Annotated in this window: 18 protein-coding genes; 11 read left to right on the top strand and 7 right to left on the bottom strand. The window is 65.4% G+C overall.

The features are described 5' to 3' along the window. Positions 1 to 175: 175 nt before the first annotated feature. The 9 genes from M3I53_RS08110 to M3I53_RS08070 all read left to right on the top strand — a co-directional run bounded on the left by M3I53_RS08110 (position 176) and on the right by M3I53_RS08070 (position 9,650). Complete coding sequence (locus M3I53_RS08110; protein WP_254315443.1) at positions 176 to 1,066, top strand: alpha/beta fold hydrolase; 891 nt, start codon at positions 176 to 178, stop codon at positions 1,064 to 1,066. Beyond that, positions 1,059 to 2,027, top strand: a complete 969-nt coding sequence (locus M3I53_RS08105) for a flavin reductase (RefSeq protein ID WP_254315442.1) — start codon at positions 1,059 to 1,061, stop codon at positions 2,025 to 2,027. Before M3I53_RS08110 ends, M3I53_RS08105 begins: the two co-directional genes overlap by 8 nt. Before the next feature lie 94 nt (positions 2,028 to 2,121). Then, positions 2,122 to 3,153: a polyamine ABC transporter substrate-binding protein gene (locus M3I53_RS08100; RefSeq protein ID WP_254315441.1), complete on the top strand. Its 1,032-nt coding sequence runs from the start codon at positions 2,122 to 2,124 to the stop codon at positions 3,151 to 3,153. A 40-nt stretch (positions 3,154 to 3,193) separates the two neighbouring features. Continuing rightward, on the top strand, positions 3,194 to 4,078 hold the full coding sequence (locus tag M3I53_RS08095) for an ABC transporter permease (RefSeq protein ID WP_254315440.1): 885 nt from the start codon (positions 3,194 to 3,196) through the stop codon (positions 4,076 to 4,078). A 1-nt stretch (position 4,079) separates the two neighbouring features. Then, positions 4,080 to 4,874, top strand: coding sequence for an ABC transporter permease (locus tag M3I53_RS08090; RefSeq protein ID WP_254315439.1), 795 nt, complete (start codon positions 4,080 to 4,082; stop codon positions 4,872 to 4,874). A 16-nt stretch (positions 4,875 to 4,890) separates the two neighbouring features. Further along, positions 4,891 to 5,979: an ABC transporter ATP-binding protein gene (locus M3I53_RS08085; RefSeq protein ID WP_254315438.1), complete on the top strand. Its 1,089-nt coding sequence runs from the start codon at positions 4,891 to 4,893 to the stop codon at positions 5,977 to 5,979. 11 nt (positions 5,980 to 5,990) lie between these two features. Beyond that, complete coding sequence (locus M3I53_RS08080) at positions 5,991 to 6,698, top strand: GntR family transcriptional regulator (RefSeq protein ID WP_254315437.1); 708 nt, start codon at positions 5,991 to 5,993, stop codon at positions 6,696 to 6,698. A 78-nt stretch (positions 6,699 to 6,776) separates the two neighbouring features. Beyond that, the gene (locus M3I53_RS08075; RefSeq protein ID WP_254315436.1) at positions 6,777 to 8,237 is read left to right on the top strand and encodes an NAD-dependent succinate-semialdehyde dehydrogenase; all 1,461 of its coding nucleotides are present in this window, start codon (positions 6,777 to 6,779) and stop codon (positions 8,235 to 8,237) included. Positions 8,238 to 8,276: 39 nt separating this feature from the next. Then, positions 8,277 to 9,650: an MFS transporter gene (locus M3I53_RS08070; protein ID WP_254315435.1), complete on the top strand. Its 1,374-nt coding sequence runs from the start codon at positions 8,277 to 8,279 to the stop codon at positions 9,648 to 9,650. Positions 9,651 to 9,732: 82 nt separating this feature from the next. Here M3I53_RS08070 and M3I53_RS08065 read toward each other — a convergent pair whose 3' ends face one another. The 3 genes from M3I53_RS08065 to M3I53_RS08055 all read right to left on the bottom strand — a co-directional run bounded on the left by M3I53_RS08065 (position 9,733) and on the right by M3I53_RS08055 (position 13,483). Beyond that, complete coding sequence (locus M3I53_RS08065; protein ID WP_254315434.1) at positions 9,733 to 11,178, bottom strand: aldehyde dehydrogenase (NADP(+)); 1,446 nt, start codon at positions 11,176 to 11,178, stop codon at positions 9,733 to 9,735. A 17-nt stretch (positions 11,179 to 11,195) separates the two neighbouring features. After that, the gene (locus M3I53_RS08060) at positions 11,196 to 12,371 is read right to left on the bottom strand and encodes a fumarylacetoacetate hydrolase family protein (RefSeq protein WP_254315433.1); all 1,176 of its coding nucleotides are present in this window, start codon (positions 12,369 to 12,371) and stop codon (positions 11,196 to 11,198) included. Between the two features lie 284 nt (positions 12,372 to 12,655). Further along, the gene (locus tag M3I53_RS08055; protein WP_254315432.1) at positions 12,656 to 13,483 is read right to left on the bottom strand and encodes a MetQ/NlpA family ABC transporter substrate-binding protein; all 828 of its coding nucleotides are present in this window, start codon (positions 13,481 to 13,483) and stop codon (positions 12,656 to 12,658) included. Positions 13,484 to 13,700: 217 nt separating this feature from the next. Here M3I53_RS08055 and M3I53_RS08050 point away from each other — a divergent pair, with 217 nt between their 5' ends. Then, entirely contained in the window at positions 13,701 to 14,663 is a 963-nt protein-coding gene (locus M3I53_RS08050; RefSeq protein ID WP_254315431.1) for a sulfonate ABC transporter substrate-binding protein, read from the top strand. Between the two features lie 57 nt (positions 14,664 to 14,720). On the opposite strand, the gene M3I53_RS08045 is transcribed toward M3I53_RS08050, so the two are convergent. Genes M3I53_RS08045 through M3I53_RS08030 form a run of 4 tightly spaced genes read right to left on the bottom strand, consistent with a single transcriptional unit; the run spans position 14,721 to position 19,747 of the window. Next, positions 14,721 to 15,917: an acyl-CoA dehydrogenase family protein gene (locus M3I53_RS08045; RefSeq protein WP_254315430.1), complete on the bottom strand. Its 1,197-nt coding sequence runs from the start codon at positions 15,915 to 15,917 to the stop codon at positions 14,721 to 14,723. An 18-nt stretch (positions 15,918 to 15,935) separates the two neighbouring features. Next, positions 15,936 to 16,988 (bottom strand): aldo/keto reductase, encoded by a 1,053-nt coding sequence (locus M3I53_RS08040; protein ID WP_254315429.1) that lies wholly within the window; start codon positions 16,986 to 16,988, stop codon positions 15,936 to 15,938. A gap of 42 nt (positions 16,989 to 17,030) precedes the next feature. Beyond that, on the bottom strand, positions 17,031 to 18,626 hold the full coding sequence (locus M3I53_RS08035) for an ABC transporter substrate-binding protein (RefSeq protein WP_254315428.1): 1,596 nt from the start codon (positions 18,624 to 18,626) through the stop codon (positions 17,031 to 17,033). A 56-nt stretch (positions 18,627 to 18,682) separates the two neighbouring features. Then, entirely contained in the window at positions 18,683 to 19,747 is a 1,065-nt protein-coding gene (locus M3I53_RS08030; RefSeq protein WP_254315427.1) for an ABC transporter substrate-binding protein, read from the bottom strand. Between the two features lie 294 nt (positions 19,748 to 20,041). Here M3I53_RS08030 and M3I53_RS08025 point away from each other — a divergent pair, with 294 nt between their 5' ends. Further along, positions 20,042 to 21,277 carry an acyl-CoA dehydrogenase family protein gene (locus M3I53_RS08025; protein ID WP_254315426.1) on the top strand — a complete coding sequence of 412 codons (1,236 nt, stop codon included), beginning with the start codon at positions 20,042 to 20,044 and terminating at the stop codon, positions 21,275 to 21,277. The last annotated feature ends 23 nt before the right edge of the window (positions 21,278 to 21,300 follow it).

Below are 21,300 nucleotides of genomic sequence, written 5' to 3'. Positions count from 1 at the left end.
TCAGTTAGATCGGACGCGGCCCATAGCGTGCCAGCGCCCCCATCGGCGATCTCATGGTATTCCATAATACGCAGTGCATTGTTGTGGGCCATAAGATGGCATACCATAATCTCATCGAACACGATCTCCGGCGACTTTCCGCATCGCCCGAATCGTCGGATGGAGCCTGAATTCCATGAAGCCTGCTTTCGCCCCAGAACATGCCGACCCGCGCGTCCAGCGCGGTCGAACCGCGGGCACGTGTTACAGCGTGTACGCGCCGCAATCGGCAGCAGCGTGCGAAACCGTGGTGCTGATCCATGGCGTAGGCATGAACCAGAGCGTGTGGGCGCCGCAGATCGATGCGTTGTCCGAATCGTTTCGCGTCGTCGCCTACGACATGCTGGGTCACGGCGAGAGCGCGCTGCCGAGCGCACAGCCCACGCTCGACGAATACGCCGCGCAGCTCGAGTCGCTGCTCGATGCCATCCAGGTCGAGCGCGCGCACGTGGTGGGGCATTCGATGGGCGCGCTCGTCGCGCTCGAATTCGCGCTGCTCAACGCGCCGCGCACGTTGAGCGTGGTCGCGCTGAACGCGGTCTACGACCGCACGCCGGCGCAGCGCGAAGCGGTGATGACGCGCGCGGCGAGTCTCGGCGAAGCGCCTGCCGCAAGCGGCGTCGACGCGACGCTCTCGCGCTGGTTCGGCGACCCGATTCCGGGGCATCTGACCCAGGCGGCGCAGGCGGTGCGTGCGCTGCTCCTCGCTGTCGATCCTGTGGGCTACGCGCGCACGTACCGTCTTTTCGCGTCTTCCGACGACGCGCACGTGGGGCGTCTCGCGAGTCTTGCGGTGCCGGCGCTCTTCCTCACCGGCGAGTGCGATCCGAATTCGAGCGGACAGATGTCGCACGCGATGGCGGCTGTCGCGCCACGCGCCCGCGCCGAAGTCATTGCGAACGCACGCCACATGATGAACGTCACCGACCCTGAACGCGTCAACGCAAGCCTGCTCGCGTTCCTGGCCGTTGCGTCGGCGACGCATGCAGCCAATACCGCAGCAAACACAGGAGAACGCCATGGCTGAGCCGATGACTGCCCAACCCGCGCAACCGGCTTTCGATAGCGCCGAATTTCGCCGCGCGCTGGGCGCGTTCGTGACGGGCGTGACCGTCGTCACGACGATCCAGCCCGACGGCTCGCCGCGCGGCTTCACGGCCAACTCGTTCACCTCGGTTTCGCTCGACCCGCCGCTCATCCTGGTGTGCATCGCGAAGACGGCGTCGAGCTATGCGGTGTTCTCGCAAACGCGCCGCTTCGCGGTGAGCGTGCTCGCCGAAGACCAGCAGCAAGTTTCGGGCGTGTTCGCCTCGAAGGCCGCCGACAAGTTCGCGCAAGTGCCCTGGAGCACGCGCAAAACGGGCGCGCCGGTGATGGACGGCGCGGCGGCGAGCTTCGACTGCACGACGCATGAAGTCGTGGACGCGGGCGACCACATCATCCTGATCGGCCGCGTGGTGGACTTCGTGCAAACGAGTTCGACGCCGCTTGGCTACTGCCGCGGCGCATACGTGAACTTCAGCCTCTCGCAGGATGCGCTGGCCGCAGCCGGTGTGCGCGCGAAAGTGGGCGCGATTCTCGAGCATCGCGACGGCCTCGTGCTGATCGACACGCCCGATGGCGTGGCGTTGCCGACGGGCATCAAGCTCGAACCGGCCAGCGACGCGGCGAGCCTGCGCGGCGTGCTCGCGAAGCTCGGCCTGCGCGCGCATCTCGACTTTCTGTTCGCCGTGTTCGAAGACGGCAGCGGCAAAGGGCCGGGCGAGCACATCTATTACCGCGGCCGCGTGATTCACAGCGGCTCGCCCTGGCTCGACAGCAGCATCCGCATCGTGCCGCTCTCGCAGATCCCCTGGGACGAATTGAGCGACGACGCCGTGCGCTCGATGCTCGAACGGTATGTGCGCGAACGCAAGCAGGACGCATTCGGCATTTACGTGGGCGACAGCGAAGCCGGCACCGTGCAGCCGCTCGCCCTCGCGCATTGATGGCACGGCACCGAACACAACCATGAAGAAGCCGACGGGTCTTCCCGCAGCCGGCCTGACGAAGCGACAACCAACCGTATCCCCGGAGATAGCCATGAGCAGCAGAAGCACCTCGTTTATCGCGCCGATGTTCATTGCGTGCGCAGCGACACTCGCCGCAGCACCGGCACTGGCCGCGGACCCCATCGTCTTCACGAGCTGGGGCGGCACCACGCAATCGTCGCAACAGAAGGATTGGGCGCAGCCGTTCACGCAGGCGAGCGGCATCACCGTGCTGATGGACGGCCCGACCGACTACGGCAAGCTCAAGGCGATGGTCGACAGCGGCAACGTGAGCTGGGACGTCGTGGACGTGGAGGGCGACTTCGCCTATGCCGCGCAGAAGGCCGGGCTGATCGAGCCGATCGACTATTCGGTGGTGAAAAAGGACGAGCTGGACCCCCGCTTCGCGTCGCAGGCCGCTGTGGGCAGCTTCTATTACTCGTTCGTGCTCGGCTACAACAAGGCGAAATACACGGGCGCGCAGCCGCAAGCCTGGGCGGATCTCTTCGACACCAAGCGCTTCCCGGGCAAGCGCACGTTCTACAAGTGGTCGGCGCCGGGCGTGCTCGAAATCGCGCTGCTCGCCGACGGCGTGCCGCCCAACAATCTCTATCCGCTCGACCTCGACCGCGCGTTCAAGAAACTCGACACGATCAAGAGCGACATCGTGTGGTGGAGCGGCGGCGCCCAGTCGCAGCAGTTGCTCGCTTCGGGCGAGGCGCCGATCGGCATGTTCTGGAACGGCCGCCTGCACGCGCTCGCGCAAACCGGCGTGCCCGTCGGCATTTCGTGGAATGAGAACCTCACCGCCGCCGACATGCTCGTGATCCCGAAGGGCGCCAAACACCGCGACGCGGCGATGAAGTATCTCGCCGCAGCGACGAGCCCGCAGGCGCAGGCCAAATTCGCGGCCGATACGGGTTACGCGCCGATCAACGTGAAGTCGGCCGCGCTGATGTCGCCGGCCATGGCGAAGACGCTGCCCGATCAATACAAGGCCTCGCAGATCAATCTCGACATGAAGTACTGGGCCGAGAACCGCGATGCGATTGCGAAGCGCTGGTACGCGTGGCAATCGAAGTAAGCGAGTCCCGACGTCGCGAACCGGTTCAAAAGGAAACATCATGCCCAACGTATTGAGTACCGTCGCGCACCCGGCCGCGACGGCCACGCGCAAACGGCGCGACTGGCGCAGCATGCGGCTGCTGGCGCCCGCCATGCTGCTGCTCGTGATCTTCTTCCTGCTGCCGGTGCTCTCGCTGCTGTTGCGCAGCGTGCTCGAGCCGACGCCGGGCTTGCACAACTACCAGCAATTGCTCGGCTCGACCACGTATTTGCGCGTGTTCGGCAATACGTTTCTCGTGGCGACGGTCGTGACGCTCGTCACGCTGCTCGTGGGCTTTCCGATGGCGTGGCTGCTCGCCATCGCGCCGCGCAAGATCAGCGCCGTGTTCTTCGCGATCCTGCTGCTGTCGATGTGGACCAACCTGCTCGCACGGACCTTCGCCTGGATGGTGCTGCTGCAGGAAACGGGACCGATCAACCGCATGCTGATGGGGATCGGCGTGATCCATGAGCCGCTCTCGCTCGTCAACAACTTGACGGGAGTCACGATCGGCATGACCTACATCATGCTGCCGTTTCTCGTGATGCCGCTGCACGCCACGCTGCGCAGCATCGACCCGTCGACGCTGCGCGCTGCCGCCGTGTGCGGTGCGAGCCGCTGGCAGGCGTTCTGGCGCATTCTCGTGCCGCTCGCCATGCCGGGCGTCGCCTCGGGCGCGCTCATGGTGTTCGTGATGGCGCTGGGCTACTTCGTCACGCCCGCGCTGCTTGGCGGCCCCTCGTACATGATGCTCGCGGAACTCATTGCACAGCTCGTGCAGGAACTCCTGAACTGGGGCCTCGCCGGCGCCGCCGCATTCGTGCTGCTCGCCGTGACGCTCTCGCTCTATGCGCTGCAACTGCGCTTTACGCGCAACGCGCGCGCAAGTCTCGGAGGGCGCTGACATGTTGCTCGATTTCGATCGCCTGGGCGCGCTGCGCTGGATGTTGCTGGCCGTGGGCGGGGCCGTCGCGCTCTTTCTCCTGCTGCCCATTGTCTTTATCGTCGCGCTTTCTTTCGGCGACTCGCAGTGGCTCATCTTTCCAGCGCCGGGCTGGACGCTCGAGTGGTACCGGCAGCTCTTCACCGATCCGGGCTGGATCGACTCGCTGCTCACGAGCGCGAAGCTCGCCGTGATCGTCACGGTGCTCTCCGTCGCCATCGGCTTTCTCGCTTCGCTTGCGCTCGTACGCGGCAAGTTTCGCGGGCGCAGCGCGGTGCAGGCCTTCTTCATCACGCCGATGGTACTGCCGGTCGTGGTGCTCGCCGTCGCGCTCTATGCGTTCGTTCTGCGCATAGGCATGAACGGCACGATGTCGGGCTTCGTGATCGGCCACCTGATCATCGCCTTGCCGTTCTCGATCATCTCGATCAGCAATTCGCTCGTGAGCTTCGACACGTCGCTGGAAGACGCAGCGCTCATTTGCGGCGCCTCGCCGCTGATGGTGAAGCTGAAGGTCACGCTGCCGGCCATCCGGCTCGGGCTCTACGCCGCGGCGATCTTCTCGTTCCTCGCTTCGTGGGACGAGGTGGTCGTGTCCATCTTCATGTCGAGCCCGACGCTGCAGACGCTGCCCGTGCGGATCTGGTCCACGCTGCGCCAGGACCTCACGCCTGTCGTTGCAGCGGCGTCTTCGCTGCTCGTCGCGTTGACAACGCTATTGATGCTGGCGGGCGCTCTCGTGCGCCGCGGCCGCTAATCGAGGTAAACAAGCCATGACTGCTTTCCTGCAAATCCAGCGCCTGCGCAAGACCTACGACGACGTCGTCGCCATCGACCAGGTGTCGCTCGATGTGCGCAAGGGCGAATTCATGACCTTCCTCGGACCGTCGGGGTCGGGCAAGAGCACGACGCTCTATATCGTCGCGGGCTTCCAGGAGCCCACGGAAGGGCGCGTGCTGCTCGACGGCAAGCCGCTGCTGGCGGTGGCGCCCAACAAGCGCAACATCGGCATGGTGTTTCAGCGCTATACGCTCTTTCCGCATCTCACGGTGGGCGAGAACGTGGCGTTTCCGCTGCGCGTGCGCCGCCGCCCCGAAGCCGAAGTCAAGGCGAAAGTGGAAAAGATGCTCAGGCTCGTGCATCTGTCCGAGTGCCGCGACCGCATGCCCGCGCAGCTCTCGGGCGGCCAACAACAACGCGTGGCCATTGCGCGCGCACTGGCCTACGATCCGCCCGTGCTGCTGATGGACGAACCGCTCTCGGCACTCGACAAGAAGCTGCGCGAGGAAATCCAGCTCGAATTGCGCCGCATCCACCAGGAGACGGGCGTGACGATTCTCTACGTCACGCACGACCAGGAAGAAGCGCTGCGTCTCTCCGACCGCATCGCCGTGTTCAACAAAGGCCGCATCGAGCAGGTCGGCACGGGCGAGGAGCTCTACGCGAACCCGGCTTCGCGCTTTGTTGCGAGCTTCATCGGCAATTCGAATTTCCTGCCCGTGAAGGTGACGAAGACCAGCGAAGGCCGCATGAACGGCGTGTTCCCGAATGGCCTTGAAATCGCATCGGGCGCGTTCAATCCGTCACTCGCCGCCGGCGACGACGGCACGCTGATGATCCGCCCGGAGCAGATGCGCCTCAGCGCGCTGCAAGGCGCAAACGGCACGACAGGCTTGCCCGTGACCGTGCGCGACGTCACCTATCTCGGCGACGCTATGCACTACGCGGTGGCCACGCCCTGGCAGCAGGAGATCTCGATTCGCATGCCGGCGGCGCATCGCCACGACGGCGGCATCATGATCGGCGCCCAGGCGCTCGTCGACTGGGACGCGCGCGACGTGCGCCTGTTCGCGCAAGCTTGACGGCGGCTGTCATGAGTGACGCACTGCCATCGCTGCGGGTCGAACGCCCCACGGCCACCTTGCGGGAGCTCGCCCTCGAAAAAATGCGCACGGCCATTCTGGAGGCGCACTTTCATCCAGGCGAGCGGCTGGTCGAGCGCTCGCTGTGCGAGATTCTCGGCGTGAGCCGCACCGTCGTGCGGGAAGTTTTGCGGCATCTGGAAACGGAGGGTCTGGTCGACTCGATTCCGAACCAGGGGCCGATCGTCGCCGTGCTTGACTTCGAGACGGCGGCGGAGATCTACGAAATACGCGCGCTGCTCGAAGGCGAAGCCGCTATGGCGTGCGCACAGCTTGCGGACGAGCGCACCGTCGCGGATCTCGCCGGCTTCATCGACCGGATTCAGGCGGCCTTCGAAGCGCAGGATCATCCGGCGGTTAGGGCGCTCACCACGGCCTTCTACGAGCGCATGTTCATTGCCGGGCAAAAGCGCGTGGCCTGGGAGATCGTGCAGTCGTTGACGGCGCGCATCAACCGCTTGCGAGCCCTGACAATCGCTTCCGATGACCGCGGCCGCCAGGCCGTCGATGAAATGCACCGCATCCTGAGCGCCATTCAAGCCGGCAACGCGGCCGGCGCACGCGAGGCCGCGATTGCGCACGTGGATAGAGTGGCCGAGATCGCGCGCAAGCTGCTGGCGGAAGGGCACGAGCACGCGTCGTGGCGTCAGGCGGGATAACGGAGCCTGGCTGTACTGATTATTGGTGCGCTCTGCCTGAGTGCGCTATCAACTTTTTATGCATTGAAGGAAAGTCACGTGGAATTGAAGACCCTGTTGAAGGACGCGGCGCTGTTGCGCCATCAGGCTTATATCGATGGGCAATGGTGCCCCGCCGACTCGGGCGCGAGCTTCGACGTATTCGACCCGGCGACGGGCGCGACGCTCGGCAGCGTTCCTTTGATGGGAGAAGCGGAAACGGCGCGGGCCATCGAGGCGGCCAATGCCGCGTGGCCAGCATGGCGGGCGCGCACGGCCAAGGAGCGTGCGGCAGTCATGCGCCGCTGGTACGAACTGATGATCGAGCACGCCGACGACCTCGCGCTGATCCTGACCGCGGAACAGGGCAAGCCGCTCGCGGAAGCGAAAGGCGAGATCACGTATGGCGCGTCGTTCATCGAATGGTTCGCCGAGGAAGGCAAGCGCGTGGCGGGCGACACGCTCGCCACACCCGCTTCGGACAAGCGGCTCGTGGTCATCAAGGAGCCGATCGGCGTTTGCGCCGCAATCACGCCCTGGAATTTCCCCACGGCCATGATCACCCGCAAGGTGGGCCCGGCGCTCGCGGCAGGCTGCCCGATCGTCGTGAAGCCCGCGGAAGCCACGCCGTTTTCCGCACTCGCATTGGCGGTGCTGGCGGAGCGGGCCGGCGTGCCCAAGGGCGTGCTCAACATCGTCACCGGCGACCCCAAGGCAATTGGCGGCGCAATGACCAGCAGTCCTGTGGTTCGCAAGCTCTCGTTCACCGGTTCGACGGGGGTGGGGCGATTGCTGATGGCGCAAAGCGCGCCCACGGTGAAAAAGGTGACGCTCGAACTCGGCGGCAACGCGCCGTTCATCGTGTTCGACGACGCCGATCTCGACGCCGCGGTAGAAGGCGCTATCGCCTCGAAGTACCGCAACAACGGGCAAACATGCGTCTGCACGAATCGCTTCTACGTGCATGAGCGCGTCTACGACGCGTTCGCGTCGAAGCTCGCGACGGCCGTGAAGGGACTGAAGGTCGGGCACGGCACGGAGGGCGGCGTCACGCTCGGACCGCTCATCAACGAGGCAGCGGTCAGGAAGGTCGAAGCGCATATCGCCGATGCAATGGGTAAAGGCGCAACGCTCGCCACGGGCGGAAAGCGCCACACGCTCGGCCATGGCTTTTTCGAGCCCACGGTGCTGACCGGCGTAACCGCGCAAATGGATGTAGCGAGAGAGGAGACGTTCGGCCCGCTCGCGCCGCTGTTCCGTTTCTCGAGCGACGAAGAAGTCGTGAAGCTCGCCAACGACACGGAGTTCGGCCTTGCCGCCTACTTCTACAGCCGCGATATCGGCCGCATCTGGCGCGTGGCCGAGCAGCTCGAATACGGCATGGTGGGCATCAATACCGGCTTGATCTCGAACGAAGTCGCGCCGTTCGGCGGCGTGAAGCAATCGGGTCTGGGCCGGGAGGGGTCGCACTACGGCATCGATGACTATCTCGTCATCAAGTACCTGTGCATGGCGGTTTGATCGCCGGATTCACTTAAAAAGAAGAAGGGGCACACCGCCATGAATATGTCGTCATCGAGCCGCGCCGAGGTCACGCTGCAACGCTCGCAAAGTGAAGCGGGTCACCGGCTCGATCCCGCTTCCGTTGCGATACCCACTCGCGTGACGGTGCGGGTCGTCGCGATCTGCCTTGCGATGATCCTTGCCGAAGGCTATGACGTCGCGATTTACGGGGCGGTGTTGCCCATGCTCACGCATGGCACGGACTGGTCCTTGTCGGCGCTGCAGCTGGGCGCGATCGCAAGTTGCTCGCTGGCGGGCATGATGATCGGCGCCATGGGCGCGGGCACGCTCAGCGACATGATCGGCCGGCGCCGCATGCTGCTCGGCAGTGCGGCGCTCTTTTCCGCGATGATGGCGGCCGCCGCGCTCGCGCCCACGCCAGCCTGGTTCGTCGTCGCACGGATCGTGGGCGGACTCGGGCTTGGCGGCGTCGTGCCGACCGCGGCGGCGCTCACCGTCGAATACTCGCCGCCCGGGCGCCGTTCTTTCAACTATGCATTGATTTACACGGGATATTCGCTGGGCGGCATTCTGGTCGCGCTGCTCGCGATGAACTGGTTGCCCACGCACGGCTGGCGGTTGCTGTTCGGCGTGGGCGCCGCGCCGCTCATCCTCGTGGCGCTCACGGCGCGCCATTTGCCGGAGTCGCTGGAGTTCCTGCTGGCGAGAAAGCGCATGGCGGAGGCACGCAGCGTTGCGCAAGCGCTCGGCATTCGACATTCGGCGCTAGAGAACGAAACCGGAGCGCGGGCCGTGCACGCTATGAATGCTGAAAAAGCCGCGCCGATTCGCGCGCTCTTCGACGCGTCCACCGTGCGCGCCACTCTGGCGTTCTGGATCGCGATGTTCATGGGCTTGCTTTTGCTCTACGGTCTGAGCACCTGGCTGCCGCAACTCATGCGCAAGGCCGGCTTCCCGCTCGGATCGAGCCTTGCATTGCTGGTGATGCTCAATTCAACCGCGGCTTTGGGCTCGCTGCTTGGTGGCGCGGTGGCCGACCGCCTGGGTTCGAAGTGCGTGGTCAGCGTGCTCTACCTGCTCGCCGCAGCCAGCCTGTGCGCGCTGCCGTTCGCCCATGGCACGCTGCAAACCTATGTGCTCGTGGGCATTGCCGGCGCGGGCACGATCGGCAACACGATGCTGCTTGGCGCGTATATCACACGCTACTATCCGCCCCGCAACCGGGCGACGGGCATTGGCTGGGCGCTGGGAATAGGGCGTTTCGGCGCAATCGCCGGGCCCCTGATCGGCGGCGCGCTGGCACAGGCGGGCGCGCCGCTGCCGTGGAACTTCTATGCATTCGCGGGCGCGGGCCTCGCAGCGGCGCTTGCCGTGCTCGCCGTTCCGAGGCAGGTTGCAGATAGTGAGTAACTCGATGCTAAAAGCGGAGACCGGATGCAATATCCAGTCTCCGCTTTTTCTACCGCTTCAATCGTGCGTGTTGCGCCTTGCCCTATGCCACTGCCATTCCGCTCGTCGCGGCAATCGCCCACTGCGGCGCATCCTGCAACGCAACGGGGCGCAGGAAGCGCTCGATCGCCGCATAACCTACCGAGGTGGTTTGCGGCTGCGTCGAAGCGGGCCAAGGGCCGCCGTGCTGCTGCGCATCGCAGACAGCGACGCCCGTCGGCACGCCACCGAACAGCACGCGACCCGCGATACGTTGCGCAGCGACTGCGAGCGCGCGATTTTGCGGCGTATCGGCTTGCGCGCCCCACAGCGTGACCGTGAGCGAACCTTCGACCGCGGCGAGCACGTCGAGCGTCTGCGCTTCGTCACGCACCTTTACGATCAGCGCGGCCGGGCCGAACATCTCTTCGTGCAGCGCCGCGTTGGCGATAAACGTCTGCGCGTCGGTTTCGAACAGACGCGGCGCGGGCGCTGCGGATTGCTCGTCGTCTGCCGGTGCGGCGAGACGCACGCGCACGCCCGCGTGGCTCGCGATATGCGCCGCGGCGCCTTCGAAACCGTGGCGCATGGCGGACGTGAGCATGGCATGCGGCTTTTGCGCGGACAACGCTTGCGCCAGTGCCTGTGCGAAGCGCTCGCCGTCGGCATCGTCGCGCACGACGATCAACCCCGGGCTCGTGCAGAACTGCCCGCAGCCCATCGTGATCGAGGCGGCGAGGGTTGCGGCAGGCGTATCGACGCCTTCCGCAAGGGCTTGCGGCAGCACGACGAGCGGATTGATCGAGCCGAGTTCGCCATAAAACGGAATCGGCCGGCGACGCGCATTGGCCGCGCGCCACAGTGCCACGCCGCCCTGATACGAACCTGTGAACGCCACCGCCGCGACATCGGCGTGACCGACGAGATGCACGGCCGCTTCGCGCGACGCCTGATCGACGAACGCGATCACGCCTTCGGGCAGGCCCTGCTCGCGCAGCACACGCGCGGCGAGCGCATGCACGCGGCGCGACAGTTCGGGATGGCCCGAGTGCGGCTTGACGATCACCGTGCAACCCGCAGCGAGTGCCGAGGCCGTATCGCCGCCGAGCACCGAGAACGCGAACGGGAAGTTGCTCGCCGAGAACATGGCCACCGGCCCGAGCGGCAGTTGCACGCGCGTGAGGTGCGGGCGGCCCGCGGGCGGCGCGCCGGGTACGGCCGCGTCGTCGACGTGGCGATTGGCGATGCCTGCTTCCACGCGCTCGGCAAAGCCGCGCAGTTGAAACGCGGTGCGCGCGAGTTCGCCATTCAAACGCGCGGCGCCAAGCGACGTTTCTTCGTCGGCGATAGCGACGAGCTGGGCGGCGTCGCGCTCGAGCGCGTCGGCGAGGCCGCGCAGCAGGGCGCTGCGCACGGCACGCGAAGCCGCGCCGTAGACGGCCTGTGCTTCATGTGCGAGCGCGGCGGCTTCGTCGATACGCGCGAAAGACGCGTTGTTTTCTGTCTGCATTACGAATTCACTCCAGATTAAAAAAGACCGCGCTCGGCGAGATTGGTATAAAGGGCGCGCACGCCGAACGTCCACGGTTCGATTTCTGTGCAAAGGCGCACGGTATTGACGATGGCGCCAAGCGGCGGCGCGCTGATCGTGACCCGGTCGCCGAGGTGATGCGTGAAGCCGCCGCCGGGCGCGTCGCGGTCCTTGATCGGCGAGAACATCGTGCCGAGGAACAGCATGAAACCGTCCGGATACTGATGATGGCGGCCCCATGCCTGCGAAACGAGATCGAGCGGGTCGCGGCTGATCTCCTGCATATGGCTCACGCCTTCTAGCAGGAAGTTGTCGTCGGCGCCTTCCACGCGCAGCGAGACGCTGGTGGCACGAACCGTGTCGAGCGTGAAGCCTTTATCGAACAGCCGAATGAACGGACCGATCGCGCACGAGCCGTTGTTGTCCTTGCATTTGCCGAGCAGCAGGGCCGAGCGGCCTTCGATATCGCGCAGATTGACGTCGTTGCCGAGCGTCGCTCCGACAACTTCGCCGCGGCTGTTGACCGCGAGCACGACTTCGGGCTCGGGGTTGTTCCACGCCGAGGCGGGATGCAGGCCGATATCGGCGCCGAAGCCCACCGCGGACATCGGCTGGGACTTCGAGAACACCTCGGCATCCGGACCGATGCCGACTTCCATGTATTGCGACCACGCGCCACGGCGCTGAAGTTCTTCCTTCAGTTTGATCGCGGCCTCGGACCCCGGTTTGATTTTCGAAAGATCGGCGCCGATCAGCTTCGTGATTTCGGTGCGCACGTCCTGCGCTTTGGCGCGATCGCCGCCGGCCTGTTCTTCGATCACGCGCTCCAGAAGACTCACGGCGAACGTCACGCCGCAGGCCTTGATGGCCTGCAGGTCACAGGGCGCGAGCAGCCAGGGGCGATCCGCGGGGCGATCGCCCGCGAAGCTGTGTTCGAGCAGCGCCTCGGCCGTGCCGAGCGGCTCGCCGGGTGTATGCCGCACGACATCGAGTAGATCGTCGTAGTCGAACAAGTCGGCCGTAGTGGGCGCCACCTCCGAAATATCGAAGACCATGCCGCCGCGCACGACGACCACGCAGGGTCCGTCGCCCTCCGGGGTGGGCCGCCAGACACGGCCGACGAGCAGCGCGCTATCGAGATCGTGCGGGAGATAAGCGGATGTTGAGGACATGGCGGGCATTCCGGAATGAGCGGGGCGACACGCATCGTAGGGCGGATGCGCGTGCGCGTCCAAAGGAACGCCTCTTTGTCCAACGGGCTGGACGATCGCGCAGCCCGGTCAAACCGGCCGGGCTGCGGCTCGTATTGCGGGTTAGAACAGATGCTTGATATCGGCCGACACCGCTACCTGAAGTCGGCCGGATGGATCGCGAGGTTGCCGAAGTGCCAGGCATAGAGCAGTGGCGACACATAATCCACCGCGGCGCGCGACTGGCGCCCGAAACATCGAACGCGTTAGTGCGGAAAATAATCGGGCAGGCGATAGCCCCGGTAGGTCGGGTTGCGCAGGATCGCCGCTCGGAATTCATCCGAACGATAGGCCGCGACGATATCGGCGGTTTCCTGTGAATTGCGGTTTGCCGATTTGACGACCACCTGATTCACGTAAGGCGAGCGCATTTGTTCGAGCGCCAGTGCCTCGGTCAGACGGTGCCCGCTGGAAATGGCGAAGTTGCCCTGGATGGCCGCGAAATCGACGTCCTCGAGTGCGCGCGGCGCCTGTGCGGTTTCGAGCGGGACGATGCGAATGCCGGCGGGATTGGCAACCACGTCGCGCTCGGAGACATCGACGGGATTCGGATTCTCGCGAATGCGGATCCAGCCAATCGCTTGAAGAATCTTGAGCGCGCGTTCGAGGTTGACGGGGTCGTTCGGCACGGCGACCGTTGCGCCGGCCTTCACCCCGGAGAGTGAATGATGGCGTATCGAGTAGAGGCCCATGGGTGGCGTCGGCACTTGCACGACGCCGACGAGGTCGGTGCTGTTCCGGTCGTTGTACGCCTTCAGATAGACGCTGTGCTGCATTACGTCGGCGGCAATTTCGCCGTGCCACACCGCCTGGTTCGCCTCGAGTCCGGTGCTGAAGTTCACGTACTGGATGGTGTAGCCCTTGCGCTTGAGCTGCGGCTCGACGCCTTCGCGGAACTCGTCGGCGTACGGTCCGGGCACAAAGCCGACTCGCAAAACGTGCGCGGACTTATCTGCGGCATTGACAACCGGCGACTGCAGCGCAATCAGCGCGATAGTGGAGAATAATATTTGGACAACTAATCGATATCGCATGGTGAATGGCTTCGTGGGTTGGAAAGGCCGATTATGGTTGCGCCTTTCGCGAGCGGCCAATATTTAATCGAGATTTACATATCGGCTGCCCGCATTGAATTCGAAGCAACGCTGTTATCTCTAGCGGGAATTAGAAGCGCAGGATTTGATGGTTTTCTGGCTGCCGGGCGGCTTATAACATCGACTTCTTTCTTATCTATCGCCGAGGCAGCCACGCATGAACGCACGCCGCAACTTCATTCGAATCTCAGCCGGAGCCGCTGCGCTCGCCGCGTTGCCAGTGCTCGGCGCGCTTCCCGCGCGCGCGGCCAGCGCATCGCGTACGTTGCGCGTAGGCAATCAGAAAGGTTATCTGAGTCTGCTGAAAGGACGCGGAACGCTGGAGAAACGGCTTGCTCCCCTCGGCGTCGCGGTCACATGGACAGAGTTCGATGCAGGCCCGGTGCAACTCGAAGCCCTCAACGTAGGCTCGATCGACTTTGGCGACGTGGGCGAGGCGCCGCCCATCTTCGCGCAGGCGGCCGGCGCGCCGCTCGCCTACGTCGCGGCCACGGTGCCGCGGCCACAAGCGGAAGCGGTGCTCGTGCCGCACGCCTCGGCCATTCGCAGCGTGGCGGATCTCAAGGGCAAGGCCATCGCGCTCAATCGCGGCAGCAACGTCCACTATTTCCTCGTGAAGCTGCTGCAGGCGCACAATATTCAGTATGGCGACGTGAAAGTCGTGTTCCTCGCGCCCGCCGATGCGCGCGCGGCGTTCGAGCGCGGCGCTATCGACGCGTGGGTGATCTGGGATCCGTTTCTCGCCGCCGCGCAAAAGACCCTCGACGCCCGCATTCTCGCCGATGCGAGCGGCGTGGTCGGCAACCGCGGCTACTATTTTTCGTCGCTCAGTTACGCGAAACAAAACCCGGATGTCATCAAGATCCTCATCGAAGAGTTGAGCCAGATCGATCAGTGGGGGCAAGCTAACCGCGCCGCGCTAGCCGCTCAGCTCGCCCAGGTGTGGGGCTTGCCGAACGACGTGGTGGGCGAGGCGATCGGACGCGTGCAATTCGGCACCGGGCCGATCACGAAGGCCATCCTCGCCGAGCAGCAGCAAATCGCCAATACCTTCTTCGACCTCAAGCTGATTCCGAAGCGCGTGAACGTGCTCGAAGCGGCAGCGCCGGGAATCGTTTAGCGCGACGATTTTCTCATCAGCCCCGGCCGCCCGCGTGCGCCGGGGCTTTCTCACAACTCACAAGCCCAGCGCGCGACGCGCCGCCATGGTACGCAGCAAGCTGTTGGACGGCGCGTGAATGCGCGCGCACTGCACATTGCGGTGATGGCGCTCGAGCGGATTGTGCCGCGCAATTCCGTGGTTGCCCGCGAGTTCGAGCGCGATATCCACGGCCCGAATGGCATTGTCCACGACGTTGTGCTTGACGACGGCAGACAGCTCGGCAGGCGCGGTTCCTGCGTCGATCGCGTCGGCATGGGTGCGCAGCAGCCAGTCGTTGCTTGCCAGCAGCATCTCGATGCGCCCCACGCTTTCCTGCACGATGGGAACGGTGGCGAGCGCCGCACCGCCTAGCGCAGCGGGCTTGCGCTCGGCGAGGAAGGCGAGCAGCCAGTCCCGCGCCGCCCGCGCTGCGCCGTCGTAGACCGTGCCGACCAGGCTGAAGTACCACGCCGTAGCGTGCGGATCGCGCTGCACGCCGAGATGGGCCGGCCTCAAGCCGACGACATCGTCGATGGAAATCGCCACGTCCGTGAACACCACATCGTGGCTCGTGCTCGCCCGCATGCCGAGCGGGTCCCAGGTCTCCACGATGCGCACGCCGGCCGCCTCTCGGGGCACGAGAAAATGGCCGAGGCGCGGCTCCGGTTCGTCGGTGCGGGCGAGCACGTTGATCCACGTAAGCAAGGGCGCGCCCGTCACATAGAGCTTATGTCCCGAAATGCGCCACGCGGCGCCTTCGCGGCGCGCGAGCGTTTCCGGCAGCCCGCCGTGCGAGGGCGAACCGAGCGCGGGTTCGACCTGGGCCGCGTTGACGAGCGCGCGGCCTTCCACGCTCGCCCGCGTGAGGCGCTGCGCGAGCGCCGCGGGCCAGTTTCCCGTTTGCTCGCGCGCGTCGTGCACGATCATGGCGTGCTGGCTGTAATGCATCGAGAGAATGAGCGCGACCGATGGATCGCCATAGGCGATTTCGGCGACGATCGCACGCGCCACCGCGAGCCCCGCGCCGAAGCCACCGTCGCTGCGGGCAATATTCGCGCGCAGCAGGCCCGCTTCGCGCAATGCGCGGAATTGCTCGAGCGGCGCGGTGGCATTGCGGTCATGCTCGTCTGCCAGGGCGGCAAACGCGCGGCCGTGCAGCGCCGCGCGCTCGATCAGCGCGGTGGCGTGATCCTCGTCGCGCGCGAGCGCGGCGTCAGGAGTGAATGCGTTCAAGGTGCACTCCCTGGCTAATTAGCGTTCGCCGCCCGGCGCACGCGGGTCTTGCGGAGCGCCGTGGCGCACGAGGCGTCCGAAGAACGGGTGACCGGGGTCGTTGAATCCCGGTGTCGAAGGATGTCCGCTTGCCACGAGCGAGTCGACAAATGCTTCGTCATCCTCATCGAGTCGATACTGCAGCGCGGGCAGATAGTCGCGCCATTGCGCTTCTGTGCGCGGCCCCGCGATCGCCGATGTGATATAGCGGCTATTGAGCACCCACGCCAGCGCGAACTGCGCAGGGGTGAGATTTCGCCTCTGAGCATGCGCTTGCACGCGCCGCGCGAGCTCGATTGTTTCCGCGCGCCATTCGGTCTCGCTCAGGCGACGGTCCTGCCGTCCCGCGCGCGTGTCGGCGCCGGGCTGGGCGCCGGGCTCGTACTTGCCGGTCAGCACGCCGCGCGCGAGCGGGCTGTACGAGATCACGCCAAGTCCGTAGTGCCAGGCGGCGCTCAACTGCTCCGCCTCGACCTGGCGATTGGCCAGGTTGTAGAGCGGCTGGCTCGCAACGGGCCGCGAAACACCCAGCAGATCGGCCACGCGGCTGAACTCGGCAATGCGCCAGGCGCGATGATTCGACAGCCCGTAGTGTCTCAGTTTGCCTGCCGCGATCAGATCGCCCAGCGCACGCACGGTTTCCTCGACCGGTGTGTGGTGGTCCTCGCGATGCAGATACACGAGGTCCAGATAATCGGTATCGAGCCGCCCGAGACTCGCTTCGACCGCGCGGATCACGTGCTTGCGCGACGCGCCGGCCGCATTGATCTCGCGCGGGTTGCCAACGGGGTTGCCGAACTTCGTGGCGAGCACCCAGCGGTCGCGTTGTCGCGCGATATGCCGGCCCACCACGCGCTCCGACTCGCCCTGGTGGTAGACGTCGGCGGTATCGATCGAATTCACGCCTTGCTCCTGCGCGGCTTCGATGATGCGTTCGGCCGTGGCGTCGTCGGTTGGTCCGCCGAACATCATCGTGCCGAGCGTCAGCGTGGAGATTTTCAGGCCGCTATGGCCCAGTTGCCGATAGTCCATGGATGTTCCTTGAGTCATTCAAACAGTGCGACGTGAGCGCGCTCACCGCGACAGCCAGACATCGGCGAAACTCGCGGCCGTGCCGTCGGGTGAAATGGCGTGGTTGTGCACACGCTTCGACGCGAGCGTCACCCACTGCGGCGACACGAGATTCAGGTCCGGCAGATCGTGCTCCAGAATGCGCTGGATCTGCACGAACTGCTGCTTGCGCTTCGTTTCATCGCTTTCCCGCGCAGCCTGCGCAAACAGGCCGTCGACTTGCGGGTTGCTGTAGTGCGAGCCGTTGGTGAAGGGCACGCCGGGGCGAAAGTTGTCGGTCGTGTACAAACGCGCCACGCCCACCACCGGATCGAACAGATTGCTCATGCCATTCACAGTGAAATCGAATTGCCGGTCGGTATAGACGCGCTTCAAGTAGGCCGCCAGATCCTGATTGCGGATCGTCACGGCGATGCCCACGCGGGCGAGCGCCGACTTGATGTACTCGCCCGTACGCGCCGGCAGGTCGCCGATGGGCAGCGGGTCGAGCGTGAGCGCGAAGCGCGTGCCGTCCGCCTTGCGCGGATAACCGGCCTCGTCGAGCAGACGGTTGGCGCGCGCGATGTCGAACGGGTAGGGCGCGGGTGCCGGGTCGTAGTAGGGGTTCGAGGGCATCAGCGGGCTCGCGGTGGGCGTCGCGTAGCCGTAGTAGATCACCCTGCGGATGACTTCGCGATCGATCGCCGAGGCAATCGCCTGTCGCACCTTCAACGTCTTGAGCACCGGATTGTCGAGATTGAACTCGATCCGTGCGACGCCCGCCTGAAACTCATAGCCGCGGGTTTCGATGCCGAGCTTTGTATTGGCCTTGAGCCGGTCGAGGTCCACGAGCGGCACGGGCGTATCGCCGCTGAGATCGACCGAGCCGTCCTCGAACGCCACCGCGCGCGCGGCAGGGTCGGCGATGATCTTCACAATGATGCGGTCCAGATACGGCTTGCCGGCGGTCCAGTAGTCGTCGTTGCGCGCATATTCGATGTAGCTGCCGCGTACCCACTTGACGAAGCGAAACGGGCCGGTGCCGATGGGCGCGTTGTTGGCCGGATTCGCGAGCACGTCCTTGTCTTCGTAGAGGTGCTTCGGCAGGATCGGCGTTTCCGAAGCCGAGAACGCACGTATCAGCCATGGCGTGGGCTCGCTGAGCGTCAGCACTACAGTATAGGGGTCCGGCGTGGCGATCGCGGTGACGTTCGCGAAGGTGGTGCGCGCTCGCGGATGCACCCGGCGCAGCGTTTCGATCGACCATGCAACGTCGGCCGACGTAAACGGCGCACCGTCGTGCCATTTCACGCCGTGCCGCAGATGAAACACGTAGCGGCGGCCGCCATCCTCGATCTCCCATGAAGTGGCGAGCAGCGGCTTGGGCTTCAGATCGAAGTCGTAGTCGAGCAACCCTTCAATCACTTTCGGGCTGACCTTGAGGACATTCACGGCCGTTGTGGCGACATCTACGAGCGCCGTCGGCTCCGGGGTCACCACGAAATTGAGCGTGCCGCCGCGCGTTTGCGCGTGCGCGGCAACGTGAGCGGCCACGCTCACCATGACGAGGAGCATCAGAACGGCACGGCGCGGCGCCGTGCGTAGTAGAAGAGCGATCATCGGTTCGGCGACAGACGATAAGAGGAATTGGACGCTGGCAGGCAGCGCCGCTTTGGTTAGCCTGCGAGCACGCCGGTACGCTCCGCGCGGCGGGCCATCGCCGCCTCGAGCGGCGCCGGCTCGACCCATTGCGCGAAGTCGAAATCGTCCGCGATAAAGCCCTGCTCAAAGAGAAAGCGCTTGAAGTGCGCGAGCGCGTCGAGCGCTGCGGCATCGAGTCCGATCGCGAGTTGCCGGTGCAGGCCCGCGCGATACGCGCGTGTCACCCAGTGCTCGGCGCTGCGCACTTCGCGGGCGACATAGCGCGTGACTTCGCCGGGATGCGCGCCAGCCCACGCGGCCACGTCGAGCGTGCGAACCAGCACGCGTTCGACGAGATCGGGGCGTTCGCGCAGGAGTTGCGCATCGACCGTGAGCGGGCGCGGCGTACCGTTGTTCGCGTGCGCCCGCCGGTCGGGATGCGCGCTGATGTCGACCAGCACGCGCGCGCCGAGCACGTTGGCAATATCGAGGCCGGTCGCGCCTTTGACGAACACTACGTCGGCCTCGCCACGCAGAAGCGCCGCCGCCTCGCGGGAAAACTCGTGAGCGCGCTGCGCATCGAGCCATTCGCCGAGCGGTGCGGATTCGTCCGGCTTTGCGTGGGCGAGGCCACGGGGCGCATGCGGCAGATCGACGAATTCGACCTCGGCTGACGAGACGCCGATGGCTTCGAGCAGCGTATGAAAGCCACGCAAAGCCGTGGCACGATGGAAATCGACGACGCCAGCGGCGGCATTGATCGGTAATCCGAAGCGGCGCCCTGCGAGCGAAGCGCGCGTGGGCGTGAGGTGCGAATCGAGCGTGATGAGCGCCTGGAACTCATCGACCCAGCTCAAACCGACGAGCCGCGTATCGCTGCCTTGCGCCCGCGCCCATAGCGCCGGTATGTTGCCGCCCTGGCGAAACGACCGCGGCTGCGTATGCGTGAAGTGCGAGCGGCGAATGGCCGGGTCGTCGGCGTCCTGCAATGCCTTCACTTCGATGCCGTCGGCGGCGAATTCCTCCTGCAGCAATCCTTGCTGCGCGGCGATGCCGAATGGCGTCGGCGCAGGGCAACGGGTGTACCAGAGCAGCGTCATAAAAATTCCTCGGTCGCGGGCGGCATGGAACAATCGATTATCGGCAAGCGCTTGCGGCGAGGTCAAAGAACGAATCGTGAAATAGGTTCGCGTGCGCAAGTGATTTACTTTGGCCGCAATCTCGTGCTGTCCGATTGCGCAGACTGCAGGCCAACGCAGAGATGCGAATAACAAAATGCGAATTCCGTGGTTAGTCGCGGGCAATGCGCTCCCTATACTTTTCCTTCTGGCAAGACGCCCCGTGGCCGCCCGGGAATCGACACAATTCGCGGGCCTGACAAAAAGGAAAACTCAATGTCCGCTCTTCCCACTCAACTTCCGGTGCGCGCTCGCGCGGCCAGTTTGTCGTTGCAGGATGCGCTCGCCGACTTGCCATCGCTCGCCAACGAGATCGGCAAGGACGCGGCTGCGCGCGAAGGGCGCCGCGAATTGCCGTTCGAGGGCTTCGACGCGTTCCGGCGCTCGGGGCTGGGACGCCTCAGGCTGCCGGTCGAGTGGGGCGGCCTGGGCGGCTCGCTCGTGGACGAATTCGACGTAGTCGCCACGCTGGCCGCGGCCGACAGCAATCTCGCGCACGCACTTCGGATTCACTACGACCAGACCGAAGCGCTGCTGCTCTCGGCGCGCACGCCGTTCAACGACTTGCAGATTCAGCGCGTGATCGACGGCGCCATTTTCGGCGGCGCCTCGACCGAACTCGGGACGTCGCGTCCGGGCGAATACACCACGGCGCTCCGGCGCGACGGCGAGCATTACCGGCTCGACGGCCGCAAATACTATTCGACGGGCACGGCCTTTTCCGACTACGCGCGCCTGAGCGTGCTGAACGACGAGGGGCAACCGGTGGTGGCGATCGTGCCGGTGCGGCGCGAAGGACTCACGGTCCTCGATGACTGGGACGGCATGGGGCAGCGCATGACGGCGAGCGGCAGTCTCGTGTTCGAGAACTTGCTGGTGCGTGCGGACGAGATTACCGAACGCGGCTTGGCCACGCTCGCCGGCCGTCATGGCGGCGCGCTGCGGCAGCTCCACCTGGTAGCGGTGGCCGCTGGCATCGTTCGCAACGTGGTCGCGGATGCGAAGCGCTACGTGGTGGAGCATGGGCGCCCCGTACTGCACAGCACGGCGCCCTCCGCACGCGAGGATGCCTTCATTCAGCAGGTCGTCGGCACGCTGACCGCGCACAGCCATGCGATTGACGCGCTGGTGCGCGAGAACGCCCGCACGCTCGATCGGTCGGCGCATGCGATCCGCGCGGGTGCGCCGGACGCGGATCAGCTCGTGCTGGAAGGCGCGCTCGCGACGGCGCGAACGCAGCTCGTGGTGAGCAAGCTGGCGCTCGAAGCCGCAGAGCGCCTGTTCGAAGCCGGGGGAGCTTCGGCCACTTCGCGCGCGCACAATTTCGACCGGCACTGGCGCAACCTGCGCACGATCTTCAGTCACAACCCGCTGCTGCACAAAGCGCGCGTCGTGGGCGACTACGCCCTGAACGGCGTGACGACCCACCTCACCGAAGGCCGCGTGTTCTGAAACCGATGATCCAGGGAGTGTCC

It is taken from the genome of Paraburkholderia sp. CNPSo 3272, assembly GCF_024206495.1.
Taxonomy (GTDB): domain Bacteria; phylum Pseudomonadota; class Gammaproteobacteria; order Burkholderiales; family Burkholderiaceae; genus Paraburkholderia.
The sequence above is the reverse complement of the archived record's forward strand: the minus strand, read 5'-3'. Positions and strand labels throughout refer to the sequence as shown.

Bases quoted from the DNA above. Each gene is read 5' to 3' on its own strand.
- M3I53_RS08065 (WP_254315434.1), bottom strand. From the start codon at position 11,178: ATGCAGACAGAAAACAACGCGTCTTTCGCGCGTATCGACGAAGCCGCC.
- M3I53_RS08085 (WP_254315438.1), top strand. From the start codon at position 4,891: ATGACTGCTTTCCTGCAAATCCAGCGCCTGCGCAAGACCTACGACGAC.
- M3I53_RS08090 (WP_254315439.1), top strand. From the start codon at position 4,080: ATGTTGCTCGATTTCGATCGCCTGGGCGCGCTGCGCTGGATGTTGCTG.
- M3I53_RS08080 (WP_254315437.1), top strand. From the start codon at position 5,991: ATGAGTGACGCACTGCCATCGCTGCGGGTCGAACGCCCCACGGCCACC.
- M3I53_RS08105 (WP_254315442.1), top strand. From the start codon at position 1,059: ATGGCTGAGCCGATGACTGCCCAACCCGCGCAACCGGCTTTCGATAGC.
- M3I53_RS08050 (WP_254315431.1), top strand. From the start codon at position 13,701: ATGAACGCACGCCGCAACTTCATTCGAATCTCAGCCGGAGCCGCTGCG.
- M3I53_RS08055 (WP_254315432.1), bottom strand. From the start codon at position 13,483: ATGCGATATCGATTAGTTGTCCAAATATTATTCTCCACTATCGCGCTG.
- M3I53_RS08095 (WP_254315440.1), top strand. From the start codon at position 3,194: ATGCCCAACGTATTGAGTACCGTCGCGCACCCGGCCGCGACGGCCACG.
- M3I53_RS08030 (WP_254315427.1), bottom strand. From the start codon at position 19,747: ATGACGCTGCTCTGGTACACCCGTTGCCCTGCGCCGACGCCATTCGGC.
- M3I53_RS08035 (WP_254315428.1), bottom strand. From the start codon at position 18,626: ATGATCGCTCTTCTACTACGCACGGCGCCGCGCCGTGCCGTTCTGATG.
- M3I53_RS08025 (WP_254315426.1), top strand. From the start codon at position 20,042: ATGTCCGCTCTTCCCACTCAACTTCCGGTGCGCGCTCGCGCGGCCAGT.
- M3I53_RS08060 (WP_254315433.1), bottom strand. From the start codon at position 12,371: ATGTCCTCAACATCCGCTTATCTCCCGCACGATCTCGATAGCGCGCTG.
- M3I53_RS08100 (WP_254315441.1), top strand. From the start codon at position 2,122: ATGAGCAGCAGAAGCACCTCGTTTATCGCGCCGATGTTCATTGCGTGC.
- M3I53_RS08110 (WP_254315443.1), top strand. From the start codon at position 176: ATGAAGCCTGCTTTCGCCCCAGAACATGCCGACCCGCGCGTCCAGCGC.
- M3I53_RS08040 (WP_254315429.1), bottom strand. From the start codon at position 16,988: ATGGACTATCGGCAACTGGGCCATAGCGGCCTGAAAATCTCCACGCTG.
- M3I53_RS08070 (WP_254315435.1), top strand. From the start codon at position 8,277: ATGAATATGTCGTCATCGAGCCGCGCCGAGGTCACGCTGCAACGCTCG.